Raw genomic sequence first — 23,088 nt, forward strand, 5'->3', positions numbered from 1 at the left:
AACCTGCCCCCATACGAGTTCGGGCGCCGTGAGTTGGTCGAGATCTCCGAAACGGTGTCACGTGTGTACGACGCGGTCGCCTCGGTACGCACGCAGCCGCCGGTCACCCGCGACGTCGTCGTCACATTGCCCGACGCTCGTCGCGTCCATGGCAGCATCGCCGACATCGTCGAGAACTCGCCGTTCGGAACGACTATCGTCACCGCGTCGTACACACGTGACACCGTTTCGGAGATCTCGACCAACTCACGGCGCCCGAACTCGTATGGGGGCAGGTTGCCACGTCGCAGCTCTGCTGCCTGACAGGTGACGAGATCGTCGCCCGCGAGCATCTGTCGTAGGAATCGGTCGCCGACGCCCCACCTGTCGAGAGCATCGAGTTCTACGTCGAGTTCGTCGGTGTGCGCCCGATCGTCGTCTGGCATTCGTGCCCCGAGTCGCTGACGCACGAAGCCCTCGATCGGATTCGCGAGGAACGCTACGAGGTCGCGCAACTCGATGTCGGTGGGTTCGAGATCGCCGACCTCGGCGTCGGACAATCGCGCGGACGGCACCGCATCTGCGTCGAGAGCCTGTGCGCCCGCGAGCAACTCGGCGTCGAAGCTGAACGGTGTCGGGATCGAACCGATCGCGCCGGGGGTGAAATTCAACCTATCGAATCCGTGCAGGGTGTGGGTGATGACGACGTCGGACGGGTTGTCGAGTCCTCGCAGGGTGGCGACACTCTCGGCGAGTTCGCTGACGACCACCGCGGGCGGGATGCGGCTGCCGTTCACCGGGTCGGCTCCGTTGTAGAACACGAGTAGCGAGTCCCCGGCGGCGCCGATCGCATCGAGGAACAGCTGCCTGTCCTCGTCGCGCGGATTCCGTTCCCCGACGAGCGGATCACGGCCCAGGACATCGTCGCCGTCGGTGCGCTGTGCGCGCGGGAAAGTGTCGGCGTCGACTCCGAGGAGCACGATCACACGGTGTGGCACCGAACGCATCGGCACCATTGTGCAGACCGTCAGTTCGCCGGTCCGGAAGTTGGCGCGCGTCGGTCTCCCCGCCACCACCCCGGCCACCAGGTCGCGGATGTCGGCGAGCAGCAGATGCTGCGAATCGGACTCATCGGCGTCAAGAGCGTCGGTGATCACCCGGACCGCCTGTGCCCGTTGCCATTCCTCGCCCGGATCGGACAGCGTGAGCTGGTCGACGACGTCGATCAGCGTCTGTTGCCACGCTGCACGCGAGGAACGACTGCCCATGCGGTCGAAGAGGTCTGCGAGCCGGTCGACGAATTCCGTGAACCTGCCGGCCAAGTCGATCTCGGTACTCTCCACACCTGCCAGCGGGAGCGCGGTGCCCAACCACTCGCCGTCGGCCTCCTCGGCGACCGCTCCGAGAGCGATGCGATCGACTCCGCTCGCGAAAGTCCCCTGCCGGAAGCCGGACAGTCCGAATCGGGCGCGTTCATTCTCTCCGAGACCCCAGCGAATGTTGCTGTGCGCCAACCACTCCCGAATCATGTCGAGATCGTCGTCGTCCATCGCGAACCGGGACCGAACCGGCGAACGGCTCAACAGGTCGACGACGTCGCCTGCCGCTGCTCGACTGGCGGCGAGTTCGACGATCGACGCCACCACGTCGAGGACGGGGTTCACCTGACGGGGACCGCGGTCGGCGAGGCGCACCCGGAGGTTGAACGCCGGGTGGTCGAGGCCGGATTGACCGAAGGCACCACGGATGAGCGGCGCGAACGACTCGACGTCGGGACACATGATCAGGACGTCGCGCGGTTCGAGCGTCGCATCGTCGGCGAACAGGTGCAGCAGTCTGTCGCGCATGACCTCGACCTGCCGCTCGGCGCCGTGGCACGCGTGTATCTCCAGCGACGAGTCGGCCGACGCGGTACCCGGGCGCACGGTGTCGTCGCGTAGGTCGGCCTGAAGGCGCGGCAGCAGACGTGCCGGATGGACGCCCGCCTCGACTCGCGGCTCGTGATGGATATCCCTGTCGACGATCGGAGCTATGCGTTGCTGGAGTTCCTGGACGTCGCGCGACAGCCCGGCGAGCAGCGGATGATCGATCGCGGGGATCGGCCGGTCGGCGCGGCGCGGCACCTGATCGACGGTCTCCGATGCCACTGCGCCTGTCTGTGTAGTGGCGCCCGTCTGTGTAGTGGCGCGCGCCACCGATGACCAGAGTGCGGGCGAGGGGTGCGGGAGGAAGAGGTGCACATCGCGGTGCGTCGCGAGCGCCGACAGTATTTGTCGGAATGATTCGGTGACGCGAGTCGTGCCGAAGACACTCAGTCGTTCGGGAAGGTCGACAGAATCCGGATCGGTGCGCACGCGTGCGCACACGTCGTCGAGGAGAAGCGCGGGATGGTCGACGCCGGTCCGCGCGTGCACCGCCCGCCAGAAACGTGCCTGCCACACCATGTCCGATGCGAGTTCGGTACCGGTTCCGTCGGTGTCGCGGCCGGTGGCCCATTCGACCAGCATCGCGGGACGCTGGCGCCCGTATCGATCGAAGAGGTCGGCGAGATGACGGGCAGTGGCGAAGCGCCGGCCGACCCGCAGGTCGTTGTCGCCGCCCGTCGCGGCGCGGCCCGAACGGCCCGTCCCGGCGCGACCCGAACCGATATGTCGCGCAATGATGTCGAGTGCCGGATCGTCGATGTTCTCGTCGAGGACGGCGAGGACCTGCCACACCATTCGCCCTGGCTCCCAGGGATCGTGACGGCCGTACGGTCCCGCATGCGACCGCGGCGTTGTGCGCACGGCATCCACCACGGCCTCGCTCAGTGCCGCAGGTGACGAGAAGTCGATGTTCGCGGCGATCCCGTCGGTTCCGCCGGCGCCTGCACCCAATGTGGTCGCGAGGTGTTGGGTCAGCCATCGTTCGACGCCGCGCGCAGGCACTGAGATGACCTCGGTTGCCATCGGATCGGCAAGCGGAACCCGCAGTACGTCGGCGAGTGCGTCGGCGAGGGTATCGCTGCGCTCTGCGCGGTGAAGGGTCAACACGGGTGATTCCGACCGCGGTCAGTTCGTGTGCATCGGCTGCGGCTCGATGCGATGCGATTCGAGAATGGCGCGGGCATCGTCGGAGAGGGGTCGCGGGCGAGAAGTACTCGGGTCGATGGCGACGAGCGTGGTCTCGGCAACGGCGCACACGAGACCGGACGGATCGGTCAGGACGGCGGACATCGTGTACGACGTCCGCCCGATTCGCGAGACGCCGGTGGTAATGGTGACCGGGTCGAACGAGTACTCGAGCACTGCGCGGAACTCGATGATCTGACGCGCGACCAGTATCGGTAGCACTACCGATACCCCCTCGAACCACTCCGCGAACGTGCGCACACGACTTTCTTCGAGCAGTCGAGCGAACTGCACGTTGTTGACATGTTTGTTGACATCCATGTCGCCCCAGCGCAACTGTAGGGAGACCGTGGTTGCACCCGACGGCGACACCGTGCCGGGGCTGGCGTCGGCGGCTGTTTCGCTACCGGGCCCGCCACCGACGATCGGAATAGTGGTATCTGACACGCTCCGCAGCCTATCCGGCGGAACCGACATCGGCGGCGGGGAGTCTTCGACAGGCGCCGCGTCGGAGACGCCCCTGGCACACCGCGTCGGAGACGCGCACGACACACCGCGATGATCTGACCCGGCTCGGGCTGAGACTACGTAGACTCCCTGACCGGGGAGAGACTTGCAGGGGGCCACGAACCACCCGGCACGCTCGGTTTTCTTGGGGGATGTGTGAACGTTGAGACTCGCCGTCTACGGCTGCGACCGGTCGACTCGACCGACGTCGATGCACTCGTGTTTCTCGACTCCGATCCCGAGGTCATGCGATTTGTCTCGGACGGGCGCCCGACGCCGCGTGCCGAGATCTCCGACTGGGTCATTCCCCGCGCCCGAGCGGAACTGAGCACCGGTCGGGGTGGGATGTGGATCGCCATCGACCAGCGCTATCAGGCATTTCTCGGCTGGGTGCTCCTGCGGGCGCCGCGTCACAGTCAGCGCTCGGAGATGGAGCTGAGCTATCGGCTGCGCCGCGACACGTGGGGCCGTGGCCTCGCCACCGAGGCTGCCCGCGCCGTCGTCGGACTCGCATTCGACGAACTGCACACCGAGCGTGTCTTCGCGAGCACCACTCTGCGCAATTCCTCGTCGCGACGTGTGATGGAAAAGCTCGGTATGCGGGTGTCGGGCGTTCGCGCGGGCGGCGACCACCTCGGCAGGCGGTACGAGCATGCTCACGGGAATCGCGACAACCTCGGAGAACTCGAGTACGAGCTGCTCAGACACCATTGGGAAGCGCTGGTCATGGGCGCCGACGCACGTCGACACCAGGTGATGAACCTTCCGGCGTGACGTCGGGGTGACGTGCCACATCAGACATACGTGACGCCGTCCGCAACACGGCCGCGCGAGCAGTTCGGCGTCAACCCAAGGCTCACCGCGACCTACGACTGATCATTGACTACCGTTGAGATGTACGCGCGCCCTGCGCGTCGTTCCTGCAATGCGCGAAGGAGATGTTCTCGATCATGAGCAGCCCCGCTCCGACAGCCCCCGCTCGTCCCCGTGTCGTCATCATCGGCTCGGGATTCGGCGGATTGTTCGCCGCGCAGCGACTCCGCAAGGCCGACGTCGACGTCACGTTGGTTGCCAAGACCACGCACCATCTGTTCCAGCCCATGCTCTATCAGGTTGCGACCGGAATCGTCGCCGAGGGTGAAATCGCTCCGGCAACCCGCGTCGTACTGCGGAAGCAGAACAACACCGCCGTCATCATGGGTGACGTCTTCGAGATCGATCTGAAGAACAAGGTCGTCAAGTCACGTCTGCTCGAAAGAGTGACCGAGACACCCTTCGACAAACTGATCATCGCGGCAGGCGCCGACCAGTCGTACTTCGGCAACGACCAGTTCGCCGAGTTCGCCCCCGGCATGAAGACGATCGACGACGCGCTCGAACTGCGAGGTCGGATTCTCGGTGCATTCGAGCAGGCAGAACTGTCCGACGATCCGGCCGAGCGCGACAAGTTGCTCACGTTCGTCGTCGTGGGAGCCGGACCGACGGGTGTCGAACTCGCAGGGCAGATCGCCGAGATGAGCGACAAGACCCTAAAGGGCGCATTCCGCAACATCGATCCCACCCAGGCGAGGGTGATCCTGCTCGACGCCGCGCCCGCCGTCCTTCCGCCGATGGGTCCGAAGCTCGGATCCAAGGCCGCCAAGCGCCTCGAGAAGCTCGGCGTCGAGATCCAGCTCAACGCAATGGTCGTCGACGTCGACTACGACGGTCTCGTGGTGAAGGAGAAGGACGGCACGACCCGTCGAATCGAGTCGCAGTGCAAGGTGTGGTCGGCCGGTGTTCAGGCCAGCCCACTCGGCAAGCAACTCGCAGAGCAGTCGGGCGTCGAACTCGATCGCGCGGGCCGCGTCAAGGTGCTCGCCGACCTGTCGATCCCCGGCTACCCCGACGTCTTCGTCGTCGGCGACATGATGTCCGTCGAGGGTGTGCCGGGCATGGCGCAGGGCGCGATCCAGGGTGGTCGGTACGCGGCCGACTGCATCAAGAACGAGCTCAAGGGTCAGACCCCGCAACAGCGCAAGCCGTTCTCGTACCACGACAAGGGTTCGATGGCGACGGTCTCGCGCTTCTCCGCGGTGATGTCGGTTCCGATTCCGGGTACCGACAAGCGGTTCGAGACCGAAGGCTACTTCGCATGGGTCGGCTGGTTGGCGCTGCACCTGGTCTATCTGGTCGGCTTCCGTAACCGCCTCAACACGCTGATCAATTGGTTCTTCGCGTTCAGCACCCGCGGTCGCACACAGCTCGCGGTGACCGAGCAGCAGGTCTACGCCCGCACCGCCATCGGGCATCTTTCCGAACTCGAGAACAAGCCCATCTACGAGGTGGAGGGCGAATCGGTCGGTGCCGACGCGAAGAAATCGGAGGCCGACGCCGAGGTCGCGAAGAAAACCGATACCAAGGCGAGCTGACCGCCGGCTCGACTTCTGGTTCAGGTCACGGCGCCATCGTCGCGAGTTCCATCTCGTCGACGAGGCGCCGTGTCTGTGCGACATTCTCTCCGAGTGCGGTAGCGAGCGACCCGCCCGATGCCAGGCTCAGGCGGGCGGCGAAAGCCTCTCCGTCGACCTGATCATCGCGCGTATCCGGGTAACGGAAGACGCTGCTGGCCGCGCGAAGGCCGGTCCGATGGGCGCTGGAGCCGACACCTAGCGCGACCCGGTGTCGCAGCGCGGGGGCGTCACCGACATCGACGTGCAGTCCGCCCTCCCAGCGCCCGGCGGCGTCCTTGTCGCCGAATTCCGCAGAACGTCCGATCTGCACGTCTTCGGCGAGGGTGAGGATCGCGTCGTCGGCCATTCCGACCACGATCTCCGACCGATGATCAGCACCGGCCGCGACGACGGTCGGCTCTGGATGCAGGTGCAACCGGGCACCTGGCCCGAGTTCGATGTGCCACGACATCGTCGAATCGACACGCCGCGTCGACGGCAGCGCGATGGTCGCGGCAACACTGCCGAGGTCGAGGTGGGCGCCCGCTTCGACGATGACGCGCACCTCGATGTCGTCACCGCCGAGCGGAGTTGCCGCCGTTCCGATGAGATGCGCTGCCTGCGAACCCGTTTGGCGCACAGCCAGTCCACCGGATGCCCGGTGTCGGAAGCGCCGACCGGGCTCGACGACGATCTCGACTCTGGTACGCATTACCCCGTCGCCACGGGGGCCGCGAGTTGCGTGCGAACCCACGCCAACACATCGGTGGCCGCCGGGTCGTCGGTCAACGAGATCATCGCGGTCGGTCGGTCGTCGCGAACCTTGGCGGCGTCGCGACGCATGACGTCGAGATCGGCATTGACCCGCTCGGCGAGGTCGGTCTTATTGATCACCAACAGATCCGAGAAAGTGACGCCCGGTCCGCCCTTGCGGGGCACCTTGTCGCCACCGGCGACGTCGATCACGAAGATCTGCACGTCGATCAGGCCGGTCGAGAAGGTTGCGGTGAGGTTGTCGCCACCGGATTCGACCAGAATCAGATCGAGCGGTGGATTCGCTGCGACCAGGTCGTCGATCGCGTCGAGATTCGCCGTGATGTCGTCGCGGATCGCGGTGTGCGGACAACCACCCGTCTGCACAGCGGTGATGCGCTCGTCGGGCAGAACGGCGTTGCGCCGCAAGAAGTCTGCGTCCTCGGTGGTGTAGATGTCGTTGGTCAGGACCGCGACGGAGAGTTCCTCACGAAGCTGACGGCACAGCGCGGCAACCAGAGCCGTCTTGCCCGAGCCGACCGGCCCGCCGACGCCGATCCGCAACGCCTCGCCCGGCTCGCGGTGGCGTCGCGGACGATCGTGATCGTGGCTGTGCGGCTCTCCGTCGATGAGATGCGGTGGCATGGTGATCCTTTCGGTGACTGTGGACAGTGCGGGTTGGACTACGTGAGTTGAGCGAATCGAAAGACAACGTCAGGACATGAAGAGTGGCATCGGTTGTCGCTCATGGCGTTCGGCGAACACGTCGAGAACCGGATCGGACAGATCGGCGAGACCCACCGCCGCCGACGCCGCGACACGTTCACACTCGGGACCGAGGTCGGCGATCATGAGCGCCACGTCGGCGGGGTCGAGTGCGAGGAGTCGCTGGCCCGCGGTCGCCGAACCGCTCATCGTCGTGTACACGAGCACAAGGGCGGTGTGAAATCCCGACAAGGCGCTTGCCGCACCCACCGCGCCACTGATGACCGGCAGATGCGTCGTCGGCGTGTGCGAGGACCAATCCCGTTCCGGCCACATGCGTTTGGCCAATCGGAGCATTCCTCGGCCCTGAGCAATCGACGCTTTGCGAGCGGCCGCCGACGGCGTGCGTGCGTCCGTTTCCTGCAGCGCACGCTCGACGTCGAGGCCGCCGTCGGCGACCGCCGCCGCGATGGACGCAGCAACCAGACCGCTCGTGGTGACACGGCGATGGAGGAAGGACGCGAGATCGCTGACCCCACGGATGAAACCGTCGGCGATGGCCTGTTCGACACCCCCCGAGTGCACGTGCCCGCCGACGGGTAGCCGAGAATCGGCCAGCGACAACATCATTGCCAGCGGCGCGCCCGCGTAGCGCGATGGTTGGTCAGGTGGGGTCATGGTGTGGTTTTCGAGATCGGAGCGGGAGCATGAACAACTCAGAACAGGAAATAGCGTTGTGCCATGGGCAGTTCGGTGACGGGCGGCGCATCCCACACCTCGCCGTCGACGGTGACGGTGAACGTGTCCGGATCGACGGTGATCTCCGGCCGCGCGTCGTTGTTGGTCATGTCGGCTTTTCCGATTCCGCGCGTGTCGGTGACCGGAACGAGTTTGCGTCGCACACCGATTCGCTCGGCGAGGTCGGGATCGCAGCCCGGTGCGACGAAACTGATCGACGTCGCGGCAGCCAACGGTGCGCTCGCCCCGAACATCGGACGCGGTAGTACCGGCTGCGGTGTGGGGATGGACGCGTTCGCGTCGCCCATCTGTGCCCACGCGATCGCGCCACCCTTGATGACGAGATCCGGTCGGACACCGAAGAATGCGGGATCCCAGAGCACGAGGTCGGCGAGCTTACCCGTCTCCACCGACCCGATCTCGGAATCGAATCCGTGCGCGACGGCCGGGCAGATCGTGTACTTGGCGATGTAGCGCTGCGCGCGATTGTTGTCGGCTGCGCCGTCGCCCGGCAGTGATCCGCGTTTGCGTTTCATCACATGCGCGGTCTGCCAGGTACGCAACACCACCTCACCGATGCGACCCATCGCCTGCGAATCCGAACCGATCATCGAGATCGCCCCGAGGTCGTGGAGCAGGTCCTCCGCGGCGATCGTCGACGGTCGGATACGACTCTCGGCGAACGCGAGATCCTCGGGCACCGTCGGATTGAGGTGGTGGCAGACCATCAACATGTCGAGGTGCTCGTCGAGTGTGTTGACGGTGTGCGGGCGCGTCGGATTCGTCGAACTCGGAAGCACATTCGGAACCGATGCGACAGTGATGATGTCGGGTGCGTGCCCGCCTCCGGCGCCTTCGGTGTGATACGCGTGAATGCTGCGTCCGGCGATCGCACCGAGCGTCGACTCGACGAAGCCCGCCTCGTTGAGGGTGTCCGAGTGCAGGGCGACCTGCACCCCGGTCTCGTCGGCGACGCGCAGGCACGCGTCGATCGCGGCGGGGGTACTCCCCCAGTCCTCGTGCAGTTTGAAGCCCGACGCACCCGCCCGGATCTGTTCGTGCATCGCCTCGGCACTCACGGTGTTGCCCTTGCCGAGCAGCGCGATGTTCATCGGCCAGCCGTCGGTGGCGGCGAGCATCGACGCGAGGTGCCACGAACCGGGCGACACCGTGGTCGCCTTACTCCCCTCCGCCGGACCGGTGCCGCCGCCGATCAGCGTGGTGATGCCGTTGCCGAGCGCCTCGTCCATGATCTGCGGGCAGATGAAGTGGACGTGGCAGTCGATGGCGCCCGCGGTGAGGATCTTGCCGTTGCCCGCGATGATCTCGGTGGAGGCGCCGATAACCAGATCGGGATGGACACCGTCCATGGTGTCGGGGTTACCCGCCTTGCCCAGCGCGACGATCCGGCCGTCGCGAATACCGACGTCCGCCTTGATGATTCCCCAGTGATCGAGGACGACCACACCGGTGATGACGGTGTCGGGAGCGCCGTCGGCGCGCGTGGCGCGACTCTGTCCCATCGACTCACGAATCACCTTGCCACCGCCGAAAACCGCTTCGTCGCCCGCGAGACCCGGTCCGCCGGAACGATCGTCGGTCACCTCGATGAGCAAGTCGGTGTCGGCGAGGCGAATTCGATCGCCGGTCGTCGGACCGAACAGCTGTGCGTAACGGTCGCGTCCCAGAATTGCCATGTCAGTCAACCTTTCCAGGCGCGTCCAGCGAAATCCCGTACACCTCACGGGTTCCGCCGAGCGGTACGAGTGTCACGGTCATCTCGATGCCGGGTTCGAATCGCACCGCGGTGCCGGCGGCGATGTCGAGTCGACGGCCACGCGCGGCGGCTCTGTCGAAATCGAGCGCCGAATTGGCTTGGGGGAAGTGCACGTGACTCCCGACCTGGACGGGTCGATCACCCGAGTTCACGACGGTCAACGTCACGGGGTCGGCTCCTGCGTTGAGCTCGATGGTTCCCGGTGCGGCGATCACCTCGCCGGGGATCACCGCGGGATTGTTGTCGGACATGGCACCTCTCGTTCTGGCAGCCGCGCGGGTGTCGCCGACACGCCGAGACACGGCATCACGAACTCGGAAAACGTTGTCGTCGTGCGCTTCTGCGATGCTCTGCGCTGGGGCATCGATGCTCTGCGCTGGGGCATCGCCGTGCTCGTCAGCGTCGCGGGCGCGCGGTGGTTCATCAGGATCACCCGATCGGATGATGCACGGTGACGAGCTTCGTCCCGTCCGGGAACGTCGCCTCCACCTGAACGTCGTGCAGCATCTCGGGCACACCGTCCATCACGTCGTCGCGAGCGAGTACCTCACGCCCAGATGCCATGAGTTCGGCGACGCTGCGTCCGTCCCGCGCACCCTCGAGCACGTGATCGGTGATCAACGCGACGGCCTCGGGATGATTCAGCTTCACGCCCCTGCCCTGCCTGCGCCGGGCCAGTTCCGCGGCGTAGGAGATGAGCAACCGTTCTTGTTCATGTGGCGACAGCCGCACCTGAACCCCTCTTCACGACGATCCGGGGTCGACACACCCCACTGCTGGTGTGGTCATACTGCCACGCGCGCTGCGCGGCGGCGCGTCGAAGCGCCGTCACTCGTCGACGAGTGCACCGCCGGTGGCGCGCAACTGCGCGAGGCGGGTCACGGTGCACTGCGGAGCGATCGCGGTGACCTCGTCTTCGGTGAACGCACCTGCCGCCAACCCTCGGCCGACGACCAGCGCCAACGACATCGCGGTGGCCGGTTCGTCGACGACGTCGCCGCCTCGTCGCTCGAAATAGCTCTGCAGTCGGGTCACCGCGGTCGGCATCGCCGACCGGTAGAACCCGGTGACCGCGGCCCATCGGGTGATCAGATGCCCCGGATGCATATCCCATCCCTGGTAGTAGCCGCGCTCGAGCGAGCGCAGCACCAGCGAGTGGTGACGCCGCAACGCGGCCGCGACCTGGGCGTCGTCGCCGGTCGGCATGACCTGCGTCGAGCCGTCACTGAGCCAGACGCCGGTCTGCGCCGCCGCGGCCTGCATGACGTTCTTGGCGTGATCGGCGACCGGGTGCGCAAGCGACTGCTGAGCCGAGACGATTCCGCATGCTGCGCTGTAGTCGTAGGTGCCGTAGTGCAGGCCACTCAGCCGCGGGGCACCCCGATGCACCGCTTCGGCAACCGTTGCGCTCCCGTCCGGGCCAAGGATCGCCTGCGGGATCTCGATTTGCAGTTCGTATCGCAACGAGCCGACGGGCACGCCGTGGACGCGCTCGAACTCGGCGCACAGCAGATTCACGGCGTCGACCTGCCGCACGTCGCGCAGCTTCGGCACCGTGAACACGAAACCGTCGGGGATACCGCCCGCGGCGTCGAGGACCAGTTCGAGCGTGCGCAGACCGCGGCTGCGCTCGACCGCTCCGAGTCCCTTGGCCCGCACACCCGCGGATCGAGGTGCGTGGGGTCGTTGGCGAGTCCAGGCGGCGAGGGTCTCGCCTGCCCGGCGGGCGTCGGCATCCTCGGTGGCGTCAGGACGCCATCCGTAACCGTCTTCGAGATCGATCCGCAGATCCTCGATCGGGTTGGTTCGTAACCGCTCGAGCGCGATTCCGACCACGTCGTCGTCCGCGAGTTCGCCGAGGACACCCGACGCAGCGTCGGCGATCCGGAGCGCCTCGTCACCCCACGATTGCGGCGTCTGTTCGTCGACGTCTGCCGCGCTCACGTAGACGGTGTGCACCGGCTGCGGATCAGTCCGATCGCCGGGGTAGTGCGCCGCGAGATCGTCGTCGACCGGCGCGAGCAGCTCTTCGACCGAGCGCCGAACGTCGGCGCCCAACGTGTGCCGCGAGGTCACGCGCCCGCAGGCATGTCGATGTTCTGGAGACGCACCTGCGACGTGGCAAGCAGGCGACCTGCGTCGTCGGACATCTCGACACGCCATAGCTGCTGCCGGCGTCCGCGGTGAATGGGCGACGACTTTGCGGTGACGACGCCACTGCTGACCGAACGGAGGAAGTCGGTGTTGTTGTTGACGCCGACCGCGGTCTGACCCGGCCCCTGCTTGGACAGCCACACGAAGCCACTGGTGCTGGCAACGCTTTCGGCGATCGCGCAGTAGATACCGCCGTGCACGATGCCGAACGGCTGGTGATGTCGCGAATCGATCTCCAAGGTCGCGGTGACCGCGCCGTCGTCGTCGATGTCGGTGATCTGCAGGCCGAGCAGGGCGTCGAGACCCTTGCCCGCGAACTTCGAAAAATTGTCCGTGTCGTCAACAGTCATGCGAACAAGAGTGTCACGACTCACGTGGCCGAGCATCGCTGGCCCTGTGGACATCCCCGGGAACCAGTAAGCCCCACATCCCGTTGGGGATGTGGGGCTTACCGCGACGTGGACCGGGGGTCTCTGCAGCCCTCAGGACTCTCGCGCGGTCCGACGTTGTGATTAACGTAGGCTAGCCTTACCAACATTGTCAAGGCACCCCGCGGGACAAGTTGGCCCCGGCGTCGAGCAAGTAGAGGAAACGGCAGTAAAATGCGAAAGATGAACGGATTGGGCGATCTGGAGCGTGCGGTGATGGACTCCCTTTGGAAGAGTCCCACGCCTCAGACGGTTCGCCAGGTCCACGCGGATCTATCCCGCGACCGCTCGCTGGCCTACACCACGGTGATGACCGTGCTGCAGCGTCTGGCGAAGAAGAACCTGGTCACGCAGATCCGCGAGGACAGAGCCCACAAGTACGTTCCCACCCATCCACGCGAAGACCTCGTGGCGTCGTTGATGGTCGATGCGCTCAGCGAAGCGCACGCCCCCGGCTCTCGGCACGCGGCCCTCGTCAGCTTTGTCGGTCGAGTAGGCGCCGACGAAGCCGCCGCGCTGCGTCGTGCGCTCGATGAGCTCGAAGCAGCCCGCGGTACTCAAGAGACCAGCTAGATTCGCTTTAGTACCGTTGATTCACTCGCTTTCGTTCTATGTATTTACTTGCACGACTGATTCACCCTGCTATACAGCCCACCGCTAGGACAGCACTCGATGACCGCACTGCTCTTCGGCATCATGACGCTGGTTTTCGTCGGCCCTGCCCCTGAGGCGTTGTCGCGAGCCCAGTGGCCGATTCGTGCACCCCGGGCGGCCATGACGCTGTGGCAGGCCATCGCACTCGCTGCCGTGCTGTCTGCGTTCAGTTGCGGTCTGGCAATCGCGGCGAATCTGCTCTCCCCCGGCCCCGACGGCGCGCCGACGACCCATCCGCTGCGGGAGATCGAACGGGTCGGACTTCCTCTGTGGATCGCCTATGTGGGCGTCTTCGCGCTCACGCTGCTCATCGGCGCCCGCCTGATCTTCACGGTCGTTCGCGTCGGCGTACGCACCCGTGCTCGACGGGCGACGCATCGCCAACTCATCGACATCCTCGACCGATGCGACCGCTCCGATCAGTCGCATCCGCTGTTCGGTCGCGATATCCGCATGATCGACGTCGAGCAGCCACTCGCCTACTGCCTGCCCGGCATTCGGCAGCGCGTCGTGCTGAGCGAGGGCGTCGTGGCCAGGCTCTCGCGGGACGAACTCATCGCCGTCATCGCACACGAGCGTGCACACCTGCGCGCACGCCACGACCTCGTCCTCGAAGCGTTCATCGCGCTCCATGAAGCGTTTCCCCGCTTCGTACGTAGTTCCTCCGCGCTCGGTTCGGTCGAGCTTCTCGTCGAGGCCCTCGCCGACGACCAGGCGGTTCGAGCAACCGCACCGACGACACTCGGGCGCGCGCTTGTTGCATGCGCCGACGCCGTCGCACCACGCGGCGCGATGGCCGTCGGCGGGCCGACAACGCTGACCCGCGTCCATCGCCTCCGGCACGACCGCGCGCCGATCTGGCTGGTCACGGTGGCGTATTCGGGCGCGACCGCGATCCTGGTGGTGCCGACGCTGGCCGTCGCAATCCCCTGGCTGACCGAACTGAGCAGGCTCGTCGCGGCTCACTGATGCTCTCGTGCGCCGGGTCGGCGTGCGACACCGTCGACCGGTGTGGTTGCGACACTTCGGACACCACAGAACACAGGACGCCGCCTAGGCAATAGGCTGGTGACATGACCAACTCCGCCACACCGTCCGCGTCGTCGAAGGCCCAGATCGGAGTCACCGGCCTGGCAGTCATGGGCTCCAACATCGCCCGCAATTTCGCCCACCACGGCTACACCGTTGCACTCCACAATCGCTCCATCGCCAAGACCGATGCTCTCCTTGATGAGCACGGCAGCGAGGGCAACTTCATCCGCACCGAGACGATGCAGGAGTTCGTCGACGCGTTGGAGAAGCCACGTCGCGTGTTGATCATGGTCAAGGCGGGCGACCCCACCGATGCGGTCATCTCTGAGCTGGCCGACGTGATGGAGAAGGGCGACATCATCATTGATGGCGGCAACTCCCTCTACACCGACACGATCCGTCGCGAGGCCGCGATGGCCGAGCGCGGCCTGAACTTCATCGGCGCGGGCATCTCCGGCGGCGAGGAAGGCGCACTCAACGGTCCGTCGATCATGCCCGGCGGCCCCGCGGTGTCGTACGAATCGGTCGGTCCGATGCTCGAGAAGATCTCCGCACACGTCGACGGCGAACCCTGTTGCACCCACATCGGCCCCGACGGCAGCGGCCACTTCGTGAAGATGGTCCACAACGGCATCGAGTACGCCGACATGCAGCTCATCGGCGAGGCGTACGACCTGATGCGTCGCGGCCTCGGCATGGAACCCGCCGAGATCGCCGACGTCTTCGCCGAGTGGAACAAGGGCGAACTCGAGAGCTACCTGGTCGAGATCACCGCGCAGGTGCTGGCCCAGGTCGACGCCGAGACCGGAAAACCACTCGTCGACGTCATCGTCGACCAGGCGGGCCAGAAGGGCACCGGCCGGTGGACGGTGAAGGCCGCACTCGATCTCGGCATCCCGGTGACCGGGATCGCGGAGGCGGTGTTCGCCCGAGCGCTGTCGAGTGCTGCCGACCAGCGGTCCGCGGCAACGTCGCTGGCGTCGGGAACGCTCGCAGAGGCTCCGAAAGACAAAGAGCAGTTCGTCGAGGACATCCGCCGCGCGCTCTACGCCTCCAAGATGGTCGCCTACGCCCAGGGATTCGACGAGATCAGCGCGGGCAGCCAGGAGTACAACTGGAACGTCGACCGCGGCTCGCTCGCCACGATCTGGCGAGGCGGCTGCATCATCCGCGCGAAGTTCCTCAACCGTATTCGCGACGCGTACGCCGACAACGCCGACCTGCCGAGCCTGCTGCTCGCGCCCTACTTCACCGACGCCGTGGAGTCGTCCCTCGACAGTTGGCGACGAGTGGTGTCGGCGGCGACGCTGATGGGAGTGCCCGTACCGGCGTTCGCCTCATCGATCTCCTACTACGACGGATTGCGCAGCGACCGGCTGCCTGCCGCCCTGACGCAGGGCCTGCGCGACTACTTCGGCGCGCACACCTACAAGCGCGTCGACAAGCCCGGAACCTTCCACACGCTCTGGGGCCAGGATCGCACCGAGGTGAAGACCGACTGAACGTCGAGGGTGAAGACAGTCTGAACGCAGCGGGCGGAGAGCGACTCGACCCGGAGGATCTGTCGCGGGTGCTTATCCTCTCTCCGCACCTCGACGATGCGGTGTATTCGGCTGGTGCGGCGCTGTCGGCGATGGACGACGTCATCGTCGTGACGATGTTGGCCGGTCGGCCGGATCCGCCTCAGCACACGGAGTGGGATCGCTCGACCGGCTTCGCGTCGTCGACCGAAGCACTCGACGTCCGCCGAGCAGAGGACGAGAAGGCCGTCGCGACGATAGGTGGTCGCGCGGTGCACCTCGACTTCCTCGACCAGCAGTACGGTGGCGCCGACCTCGGGGCGCTGAGCGGCGCGGTATCCGAACTGGTGGAAACCCACCGACCGCAGATCGTCATCGGGCCGCTCGGTGTCAGGCATGCCGACCACCTGCTCGTACGCAACGCGGTTCTGGCGGCTCGGGTGCCGGTCCCCCTGTGGATGTACGCGGACCTGCCGTACTGCAACTACAGCCGCAGCGACGAGATGGCCAGCCGCGACGTGTTGCGTTGGCGCGGATGCGTGCTCGACGATGTGCAACCGGCTGCTGGTTCGATGGATCTCAAACGCGCGGCCGTCGAGTGCTACCCCACCCAGAACACGCAGTTCGGCATCGACAAAATTGTTGCGCCCGAACGTTTCTGGGCCGTCTCGCGTGATCTCTGACGGCGTCCGGGTGCGCAGCACCCGCGCCTGATCTCACGCGGCGACCTGCGGGAGGCGCAGGCGTCGGCCATGCGCTCCGTCACCCCAGGTCGGGCGATTTCGCGTAATGCTGGCCCGGGCGCGGTCCATCCTGCAGAGGTGCGTACACAACTGTGACGTCAGCGGGGCGCCGAGACAATTATTGTCGTGGCGCCGCGCTGACGACCGGATTGTGTACGTACCGCGGCCGTGCTCCCACGAGCGCGCGCGTTCACGGCGGTCAGCGAGTGCTCAGCACCCGCGCGTACGCCGACGGCGAGGCCGCCATGCCGACCGCGAACGCCGCGGAACGTAGCTGACCAGCGGCGACCAGCGGTACGACGTCGACGAGCGACGACCTCTGACGCGACTCCGCGATCAGGGACCGCACGACGTCGGGGTCACCGGTGCCGGCCTGCGCAGCGCGCATGGCCATGTGTGCGGCAGGTATGAGCACCTCTCGGTAGCGAAACGCGCGGGCGAGCGAGCGGTTCCGACTCGATCCCCAACGACTCGATCCCCAGAACGCGTCGCGCTCGCGAAGTTCCGGGGCAAGCCGGGCCACCTCGTCGCCCATCGCGAAGACCTCGGCGGTGTGCGTGCAAGTGACCTGCGACGTCGACTCGGGATGCTGTCGATACCAGAGCAGCGGCTCGTCGACCAGGGCGACGCGGTCGGCCCGCAGCGCGATGCGCAGCGTCGCGGCCATATCCTCATACGCCCTGCGCTCGTCCCAGGGTGCGTCGCCGAGCACCGCGCGGCGGAACAATCGTGCCGGCGGATACGCCTTCACCCTGCCCCGCATGAGCATTCGGGCGAATTCGTGGCCGTCGACAAATCGCCGCCGCATTCGACGTTCGGCAACGCCGAGAGCAGCCCCAGCAGGATCGACGAACATCGTTCGGCAGGAAGCGAAGTCGGCATGTTCTCGGACCAGCGCGTCGAGCATGCGCGCGGTGAATGTGGGGTCGGCGAGGTCGTCGCTGTCGAAGAACCAGATCACGTCGCCGGTTGCTGCACGCACGCCGGCGTTGCGCGCATAGCCCGCGCCACGGTTGCGGTCGAGTTCGACAACGCGGTGGTCGACACCAGCCGACGTGAGGATGTACGTCGCCACCGCGATCGACCCGTCGTCGCCACGGTCGTCGACCAGGACGACTTCGTCGACTGGCCTGACTTGCCGCAGGATCGCGCGCAGAGACGGCTCGATGTACCGCGCACTCCGATACACGGGTATGACTACGGACAGGCGCGTCTGATCGGGCGTCGGCGCCACCTTGCCCACGTCACTCCTCGCCCTCAGTCACTTCACAGCGGTTTGCCAGCAAAGTTAGCCTAGCCTTCCCCGCAAGAAAAGACTCCGATCGCCCGACGCGCCGAACGGCAACAACCCGCGATCGCAGCCGAGTCATCGCCGGGTACAGTGTGTGTACGTGCGCTTTCTCTCGGGACACTCGCCCGCTTACGACCTCACCTACGACGATGTCTTCGTCGTTCCGTCACGCAGTGACGTGATCTCCCGCTTCGACGTCGACCTCGCCTCCTCCGACGGCTCCGGCACGACCATCCCCGTCGTCGTCGCGAACATGACCGCTGTCGCCGGAAAGCGGATGGCTGAAACCGTCGCCCGCCGGGGCGGATTGGTCGTGTTACCGCAGGACCTACCGATCCCGGCCGTGGAGTCGAGCATCGCGTTCGTCAAGTCGCGCGACCTCGTCGCCGACACCCCGGTCACGCTCGAACTCGACGATTCGGTCAGCGACGCGCTCGCACTGATCACCAAACGTGCGCACGGCATCGTCGTGGTCGTCGACCGTGACGGGCGGCCCGTCGGCACCGTCGACGAGGCGGCCTGTACCGACGTCGACCGCTTCACCCGACTCGGCGACGTCCTCGACCGCGGGTTCGTCTCAGTGGCTGCCGGAACAGACGTCCGGGAGGTCTTCGAGATCCTCGACGCCGCGCACCAGCACGCGGCGATCATGCTCGACGGCGACGGACGCCTCACCGGCGTGGTCACCCGGACTGGCGCACTGCGCAGCGGCATCTACCGCCCTGCCGTCGACGACGAGAACCGCCTCCGCATCGCGACAGCCGTCGGCATCAACGGCGACGTCGTCGGCAAGGCGAAGGCACTCGTGGCCGCCGGTTCCGACCTCCTGGTCATCGACACGGCACACGGCCACCAGGAGAAGATGCTCTCGGCGCTCGAAGCTGTCGCAACGGCCGACCTCGGCGTCCCGTTGGCCGCCGGAAACGTCGTGTCGGCCGCGGGCACACGCGACCTCATCAACGCCGGAGCCGACATCGTGAAGGTCGGCGTCGGGCCCGGCGCGATGTGCACGACGCGGATGATGACCGGCGTCGGACGGCCGCAGTTCTCCGCGGTCGCCGAATGTTCAACCACCGCAGCAGAACTCGGCAAGCACGTGTGGGCCGATGGAGGTGTCCGCCATCCTCGCGACGTCGCGCTTGCCATTGCCGCAGGCGCGTCGAACGTGATGATCGGGTCGTGGTTCGCGGGGACCTACGAGTCGCCCGGCGACCTCAAGCGCGACGCGTCGGGCGCGCTCTACAAGGAGAGCTTCGGGATGGCGTCCAAGCGCGCTGTCGCAGCACGCACCTCTGCCGACAGCGCTTTCGACCAGGCCCGCAAGGCTCTGTTCGAGGAGGGCATCTCCAGTTCACGGATCAAGCTCGACGCCGAGCGTCCGAGCGTCGAAGACCTCATCGACCACATCTGTTCGGGTGTGCGCAGCACGGCGACCTACACCGGCGCGCGATCACTCGGCGAGCTGCGCGAGCGCGTGGTTCTCGGAGTGCAGTCGCCCGCAGGCTTCGCCGAGGGCAAACCGCTACCGACAGGTTGGTGAGCCCTCGCCACCGACGCCGCACCTAGAATGGTCTGCGTTGCCCACGGAGTGCACCGACTCCGTGGCGCTGTCCCCAGCCACTCGGTGCGTCATGGAGGGATCGCCTGTGCCACAGGCACCGGACGCTCTACCTCGACACGAAGGTGACACGTGCAGGCGCTGATCATCGTCGCCAGCCTGATCGGCTTCATAGCGCTGACACTTGGTACCGCGATCTTCGTCGCAGCCGAGTTCTCCCTCACGGCGCTCGAACGGTCAGCTGTCGAATCCGAGGTCGCCACGCGCGGCGACCGTCGTTCACGCATTGTGCAACGCGCGCACAAGACGCTGTCGTTCCAGCTCTCGGGCGCACAGCTCGGTATCACGATCACGACGCTGATCACCGGCTATATCGCCGAGCCGGTGCTGGCACAGATCCTCGGTCCCGTATTCCGCGCGATGGGCGTGAGCGAATCGGTCGCGTCGGTCCTCTCACTCGTTTTCGCGCTGCTCATCGCGACGTCGCTGTCGATGGTGCTCGGCGAGCTGGTCCCCAAGAACATCGCCATCGCACGTCCGATGGCGGTGGCACGCGCCACCGCAGCCCCTCTCGCCTACTTTTCGCTGGCGTTCCGCTGGGTCATCCGGGGTCTCAACGGCGCCGCGAACTGGATCGTCCGTCGGATGGGTATCGAGCCCGCCGAGGAACTGCGGTCGGCGCGGTCACCGTCGGAGTTCGGTTCGCTCGTACGCAACTCGGCCAAACAGGGGTCGATCGACCCGGAGACCGCGATGCTCGTCGATCGGTCACTCAAGTTCGGTGAACTCACCGCAGAGGATCTGATGACGCCGCGCGTCACGGTCGAATACCTCGACCGCGACGATACGATTCGCGACCTCGTCATGGCGACGTCGCGGACCGGACATTCACGCTTCCCGATCGTCAACGACGGCGATCTCGACGACATGATCGGCGTCGTCCACATCAAGCAGGCGTTCACCGTCGCCCCGGAAGAACAACTCTCGACGTCCCTCTCGTCGATAGCGCGCTCGGTACCCACCGTCCCGACGACTCTCGACGGCGACGCGCTGATGGAGCAGATCCGTGCCGACGGCATGGAGGTCTGCGTCGTGATCGACGAGTACGGCGGCACTGCCGGCATCGTGACGACCGAGGACCTCATCGAAGAGATTCTCGGCGACGTCACCGACGAGCACGACGACGAGCGCGCCGACGTCCAGGTCGACGCCAACGGATACCTGCTCTCGGGACTGCTCCGCACCGACGAGGTCGCAGACGCCACCGGCTACCGCGCTCCCGATGGCCCGTATGACACGCTCGGCGGGCTTGTGATGAACGAACTCGGTCGCATCCCGGCAGCAGGCGATTCCGTCGACCTCCCGATGGTCGTGTCTCTGCGCGACGACGACGAAGACGAATCCGACGAGGAGTTCGACACCACCCCGTGGAATGCGACCGTCGTCGCGATGGACGGTCGACGCGTCGACGTCGTGCGACTGACACCCATCACATCCGACGACGCATCGAGCGACAGCCCGGGAGCTCATGATGAATGACGCATGGGCAATCGTTCTCACCGTGGTGTTGCTCGCGGGCAACGCATTTTTCGTCGGCGCTGAATTCTCCCTCATCTCGGCACGACGCGACCGACTGGAAGCGCTCGCCGAGAGCGGAAAATCGCGGGCACGCACCGTGATCCGCGCAAGCGAGCATCTCTCGCTCATGCTCGCGGGCGCGCAGTTGGGCATCACGATCTGTTCGATCCTGCTCGGTCGCGTCGGCGAACCGGCCGTCGCACACATCCTCGAGCTACCACTCGAGGTCGCACATGTCCCCGAGTCGCTGCTGCACCCCATCTCGTTCGCCGTGGCGCTCGGACTCGTTGCGGTGCTGCACATCCTGCTCGGCGAGATGGTGCCCAAGAACATCGCGCTCGCCGGTCCGGAACGCGCAGCCATGCTGCTCGTCCCTGTTCACCTCGGCTTCATCAAGATCGTCCGCCCGCTCATCGCGTTCTACAACTGGCTGGCGAACATCACGCTTCGCGCATTGCGCGTCGAGCCGAAGGACGAGCTCGATTCGACGGTCTCGCCCGTCGAACTCGCGCAGATGCTCGGCGAGTCCCGTGAGGAAGGCCTGATCGACGCGGAGGAACACGAGCGTCTGACCCGCGCACTGCGGTCGGTCGCCCGCACGGTGTCGGAGGTGATGATCCCGCTCGATCGGATGCGCAGCGTCGACGTCGAGGTCGATCCGGTGACCGGTGGCGTCGGCCCCACCCTCGGGTCGGTCGAGCGAGCCGTCAGCGACACCGGTTTCTCCCGGTTCCCGGTGCGCGGCCTCGACGGCACCTTCACCGGCTACCTCCACCTGAAGGACGTGCTCGACGACATCCTCGACGGCAACGTCGGCCAGGAGACGATCATCGGCGTCGACAAGATCCGTCCACTTCCGGTGATCGGCATCGACACCCCACTCGACGACGCGACGCGCGCCCTGCGCCGCACCAGCTCGCACCTCGGCGCGGTGGTCGACGACTCGGGACGCACCGTCGGCATCGTGGCGCTCGCCGACCTCGTGGAGGAGTTCGTCGGCACCGTCCGCGACGAGACGCACCGGGTGTGACCACGGCGCACGCGACTCCCAGCCCTGTCGAGCTCTCGAACCCTGTCCTCTCCCCCGACGTCTTATCCCCCGACGTCTTATCCCCTGCCGTCTTATCTCCCGACGTCTGGCAGGCGCGTCGCGCCGATCACGAGGCGCGCGTCGAAGAACTCGTCGGGCCCTACCTGCGGTCGAGGGCGCAGGGCGAAAAGCACCCCGTCCTCGACTTCTTGTTCACCTACTACTCGGCACGCCCCTCCCACATACGACGCTGGCACCCCGGCTACGGCGTCGTGCTGGCGGCACCGGGAACCACGGGCGACCGCGGCCAAGCGCGCGTCCTCGAAGAGCTGTCGACCCTTCGCGGCTACACCCGGACTCCCGGCGGGGGCGTGACGGTCGACCCGGCGTTCCTGACCGAACGGCGTGGTGCGCTGCTCGCCACCTGTGCACTGCTCGACGCCACCGCCTCCCGCCCCGCCCGCCTGGGATGCTTCGGTCTGCACGAGTGGGCGATGGTCTACCGCACCGACGCTCCCCGACATTCCGTCCCGCTGCGGCTCGGACCCGCGGCGACCGACGCCGTCGTCGAATCGATGCCGTTGCGGTGCACGCACTTCGACGCTTTCCGCTTCTTCACCGACGCGGCTCGTCCACGAAACGAGTCGACGTTGTCGCGGCAGACACAGATCGAGCACGAACAACCCGGCTGTCTGCACGCGACCATGGACCTGTACCGCGCATGCATCAACCTCGCGCCGCTGATTCCCGCGGAGCTGACACTCGCCGCGTTCGAGCTCGCACTCACCGCCCGCGAGCTCGACATGCGAGCGAGTCCCTACGACCTGCGAGACCTCGGCTACGCGCCGGTCGAGATCGAGACGCCCGCGGGGCGGGCCGAGTACGTCCGCGAGCAGTCGGCCATCGCCGATCGTGGCGCCGAGCTGCGGGGCACGCTGCGTTCTCACCTCGGCGTGCTGCTCGACGCCTGCTGACGACGCGATTTACCTCGCGGGTAACATGGAGCGCGTTCACGATCGCCCCTGTTGTCCCGATGAGGGCTGATGACGTGCGCGGATTCGACACCGAAGCCGCAACGCCACCGGCTTCCGGGCCACCG

21 protein-coding genes are annotated in these 23,088 nt (G+C 66.4%); 10 read left to right on the forward strand and 11 right to left on the reverse strand.

The genetic code is table 11. From position 1 onward, the window contains the following. Together recC and A5766_RS14815 are read right to left on the reverse strand one after the other, a co-directional pair. Positions 1-3,011 (reverse strand): exodeoxyribonuclease V subunit gamma (gene recC, locus A5766_RS14810; RefSeq protein ID WP_231894660.1); only part of this gene is annotated, 3,011 nt, incomplete at its 3' end. A gap of 18 nt (positions 3,012-3,029) precedes the next feature. Next, the gene (locus A5766_RS14815) at positions 3,030-3,536 is read right to left on the reverse strand and encodes an acyl-CoA thioesterase (protein WP_231894661.1); all 507 of its coding nucleotides are present in this window, start codon (positions 3,534-3,536) and stop codon (positions 3,030-3,032) included. 216 nt (positions 3,537-3,752) lie between these two features. On the opposite strand from A5766_RS14815, the gene A5766_RS14820 reads away from it, so the two are divergent. Beyond that, on the forward strand, positions 3,753-4,370 hold the full coding sequence (locus A5766_RS14820; RefSeq protein WP_005206823.1) for a GNAT family N-acetyltransferase: 618 nt from the start codon (positions 3,753-3,755) through the stop codon (positions 4,368-4,370). 176 nt (positions 4,371-4,546) lie between these two features. Then, a complete protein-coding gene (locus tag A5766_RS14825) occupies positions 4,547-6,007 on the forward strand; it encodes an NAD(P)/FAD-dependent oxidoreductase (RefSeq protein WP_005206826.1) in 1,461 nt (486 codons plus the stop codon). A gap of 25 nt (positions 6,008-6,032) precedes the next feature. Here A5766_RS14825 and A5766_RS14830 read toward each other — a convergent pair whose 3' ends face one another. The 8 genes from A5766_RS14830 to A5766_RS14865 all read right to left on the reverse strand — a co-directional run bounded on the left by A5766_RS14830 (position 6,033) and on the right by A5766_RS14865 (position 12,505). Continuing rightward, positions 6,033-6,740, reverse strand: coding sequence for an urease accessory protein UreD (locus A5766_RS14830; RefSeq protein WP_005206828.1), 708 nt, complete (start codon positions 6,738-6,740; stop codon positions 6,033-6,035). Continuing rightward, on the reverse strand, positions 6,740-7,426 hold the full coding sequence (ureG, locus tag A5766_RS14835) for an urease accessory protein UreG (protein ID WP_005206829.1): 687 nt from the start codon (positions 7,424-7,426) through the stop codon (positions 6,740-6,742). The genes A5766_RS14830 and ureG overlap by 1 nt, the downstream gene beginning before the upstream one ends. 69 nt (positions 7,427-7,495) lie before the next feature. After that, a complete protein-coding gene (locus A5766_RS14840; protein WP_005206830.1) occupies positions 7,496-8,164 on the reverse strand; it encodes an urease accessory protein UreF in 669 nt (222 codons plus the stop codon). Between the two features lie 38 nt (positions 8,165-8,202). After that, positions 8,203-9,921 carry an urease subunit alpha gene (locus A5766_RS14845; protein WP_005206831.1) on the reverse strand — a complete coding sequence of 573 codons (1,719 nt, stop codon included), beginning with the start codon at positions 9,919-9,921 and terminating at the stop codon, positions 8,203-8,205. Position 9,922: 1 nt separating this feature from the next. Then, positions 9,923-10,252, reverse strand: coding sequence for an urease subunit beta (locus tag A5766_RS14850; RefSeq protein WP_005206832.1), 330 nt, complete (start codon positions 10,250-10,252; stop codon positions 9,923-9,925). Positions 10,253-10,430: 178 nt separating this feature from the next. Next, on the reverse strand, positions 10,431-10,733 hold the full coding sequence (locus A5766_RS14855; protein WP_005206833.1) for an urease subunit gamma: 303 nt from the start codon (positions 10,731-10,733) through the stop codon (positions 10,431-10,433). 96 nt (positions 10,734-10,829) lie between these two features. Further along, positions 10,830-12,077: a DUF6986 family protein gene (locus A5766_RS14860; RefSeq protein WP_005206834.1), complete on the reverse strand. Its 1,248-nt coding sequence runs from the start codon at positions 12,075-12,077 to the stop codon at positions 10,830-10,832. Next, positions 12,074-12,505: a PaaI family thioesterase gene (locus A5766_RS14865; protein WP_005206835.1), complete on the reverse strand. Its 432-nt coding sequence runs from the start codon at positions 12,503-12,505 to the stop codon at positions 12,074-12,076. The genes A5766_RS14860 and A5766_RS14865 overlap by 4 nt, the downstream gene beginning before the upstream one ends. 252 nt (positions 12,506-12,757) lie before the next feature. Here A5766_RS14865 and A5766_RS14870 point away from each other — a divergent pair, with 252 nt between their 5' ends. From A5766_RS14870 to A5766_RS14885, 4 genes are all read left to right on the forward strand, one after another. Then, positions 12,758-13,156, forward strand: a complete 399-nt coding sequence (locus tag A5766_RS14870) for a BlaI/MecI/CopY family transcriptional regulator (protein WP_064905202.1) — start codon at positions 12,758-12,760, stop codon at positions 13,154-13,156. Positions 13,157-13,255: 99 nt separating this feature from the next. Then, positions 13,256-14,206 (forward strand): M56 family metallopeptidase, encoded by a 951-nt coding sequence (locus tag A5766_RS14875; RefSeq protein WP_005206839.1) that lies wholly within the window; start codon positions 13,256-13,258, stop codon positions 14,204-14,206. Positions 14,207-14,310: 104 nt separating this feature from the next. Continuing rightward, positions 14,311-15,771, forward strand: coding sequence for an NADP-dependent phosphogluconate dehydrogenase (gene gndA / locus A5766_RS14880; RefSeq protein WP_005206841.1), 1,461 nt, complete (start codon positions 14,311-14,313; stop codon positions 15,769-15,771). A gap of 68 nt (positions 15,772-15,839) precedes the next feature. Next, on the forward strand, positions 15,840-16,472 hold the full coding sequence (locus A5766_RS14885; RefSeq protein WP_082933814.1) for a PIG-L deacetylase family protein: 633 nt from the start codon (positions 15,840-15,842) through the stop codon (positions 16,470-16,472). 259 nt (positions 16,473-16,731) lie between these two features. Here the strand turns inward: A5766_RS14885 and A5766_RS14890 are convergent, their stop codons facing one another. Continuing rightward, positions 16,732-17,775 (reverse strand): glycosyltransferase family 2 protein, encoded by a 1,044-nt coding sequence (locus A5766_RS14890; RefSeq protein WP_064865207.1) that lies wholly within the window; start codon positions 17,773-17,775, stop codon positions 16,732-16,734. Between the two features lie 148 nt (positions 17,776-17,923). Between A5766_RS14890 and A5766_RS14895 the strand changes: the two genes are divergently transcribed. The 4 genes from A5766_RS14895 (at position 17,924) to A5766_RS14910 (ending at position 22,963) form a co-directional block, all read left to right on the forward strand. Next, positions 17,924-19,363 carry a GuaB1 family IMP dehydrogenase-related protein gene (locus A5766_RS14895; RefSeq protein WP_039856047.1) on the forward strand — a complete coding sequence of 480 codons (1,440 nt, stop codon included), beginning with the start codon at positions 17,924-17,926 and terminating at the stop codon, positions 19,361-19,363. Between the two features lie 150 nt (positions 19,364-19,513). After that, positions 19,514-20,920: a hemolysin family protein gene (locus A5766_RS14900; RefSeq protein ID WP_005206857.1), complete on the forward strand. Its 1,407-nt coding sequence runs from the start codon at positions 19,514-19,516 to the stop codon at positions 20,918-20,920. Further along, the gene (locus A5766_RS14905) at positions 20,913-21,989 is read left to right on the forward strand and encodes a hemolysin family protein (protein ID WP_005206858.1); all 1,077 of its coding nucleotides are present in this window, start codon (positions 20,913-20,915) and stop codon (positions 21,987-21,989) included. The genes A5766_RS14900 and A5766_RS14905 overlap by 8 nt, the downstream gene beginning before the upstream one ends. Beyond that, positions 21,986-22,963, forward strand: coding sequence for a hypothetical protein (locus A5766_RS14910; protein WP_064905204.1), 978 nt, complete (start codon positions 21,986-21,988; stop codon positions 22,961-22,963). Before A5766_RS14905 ends, A5766_RS14910 begins: the two co-directional genes overlap by 4 nt. The last annotated feature ends 125 nt before the right edge of the window (positions 22,964-23,088 follow it).

The organism is Gordonia sp. 852002-51296_SCH5728562-b (genome assembly GCF_001665475.1).
Classification (GTDB): domain Bacteria; phylum Actinomycetota; class Actinomycetes; order Mycobacteriales; family Mycobacteriaceae; genus Gordonia; species Gordonia sputi.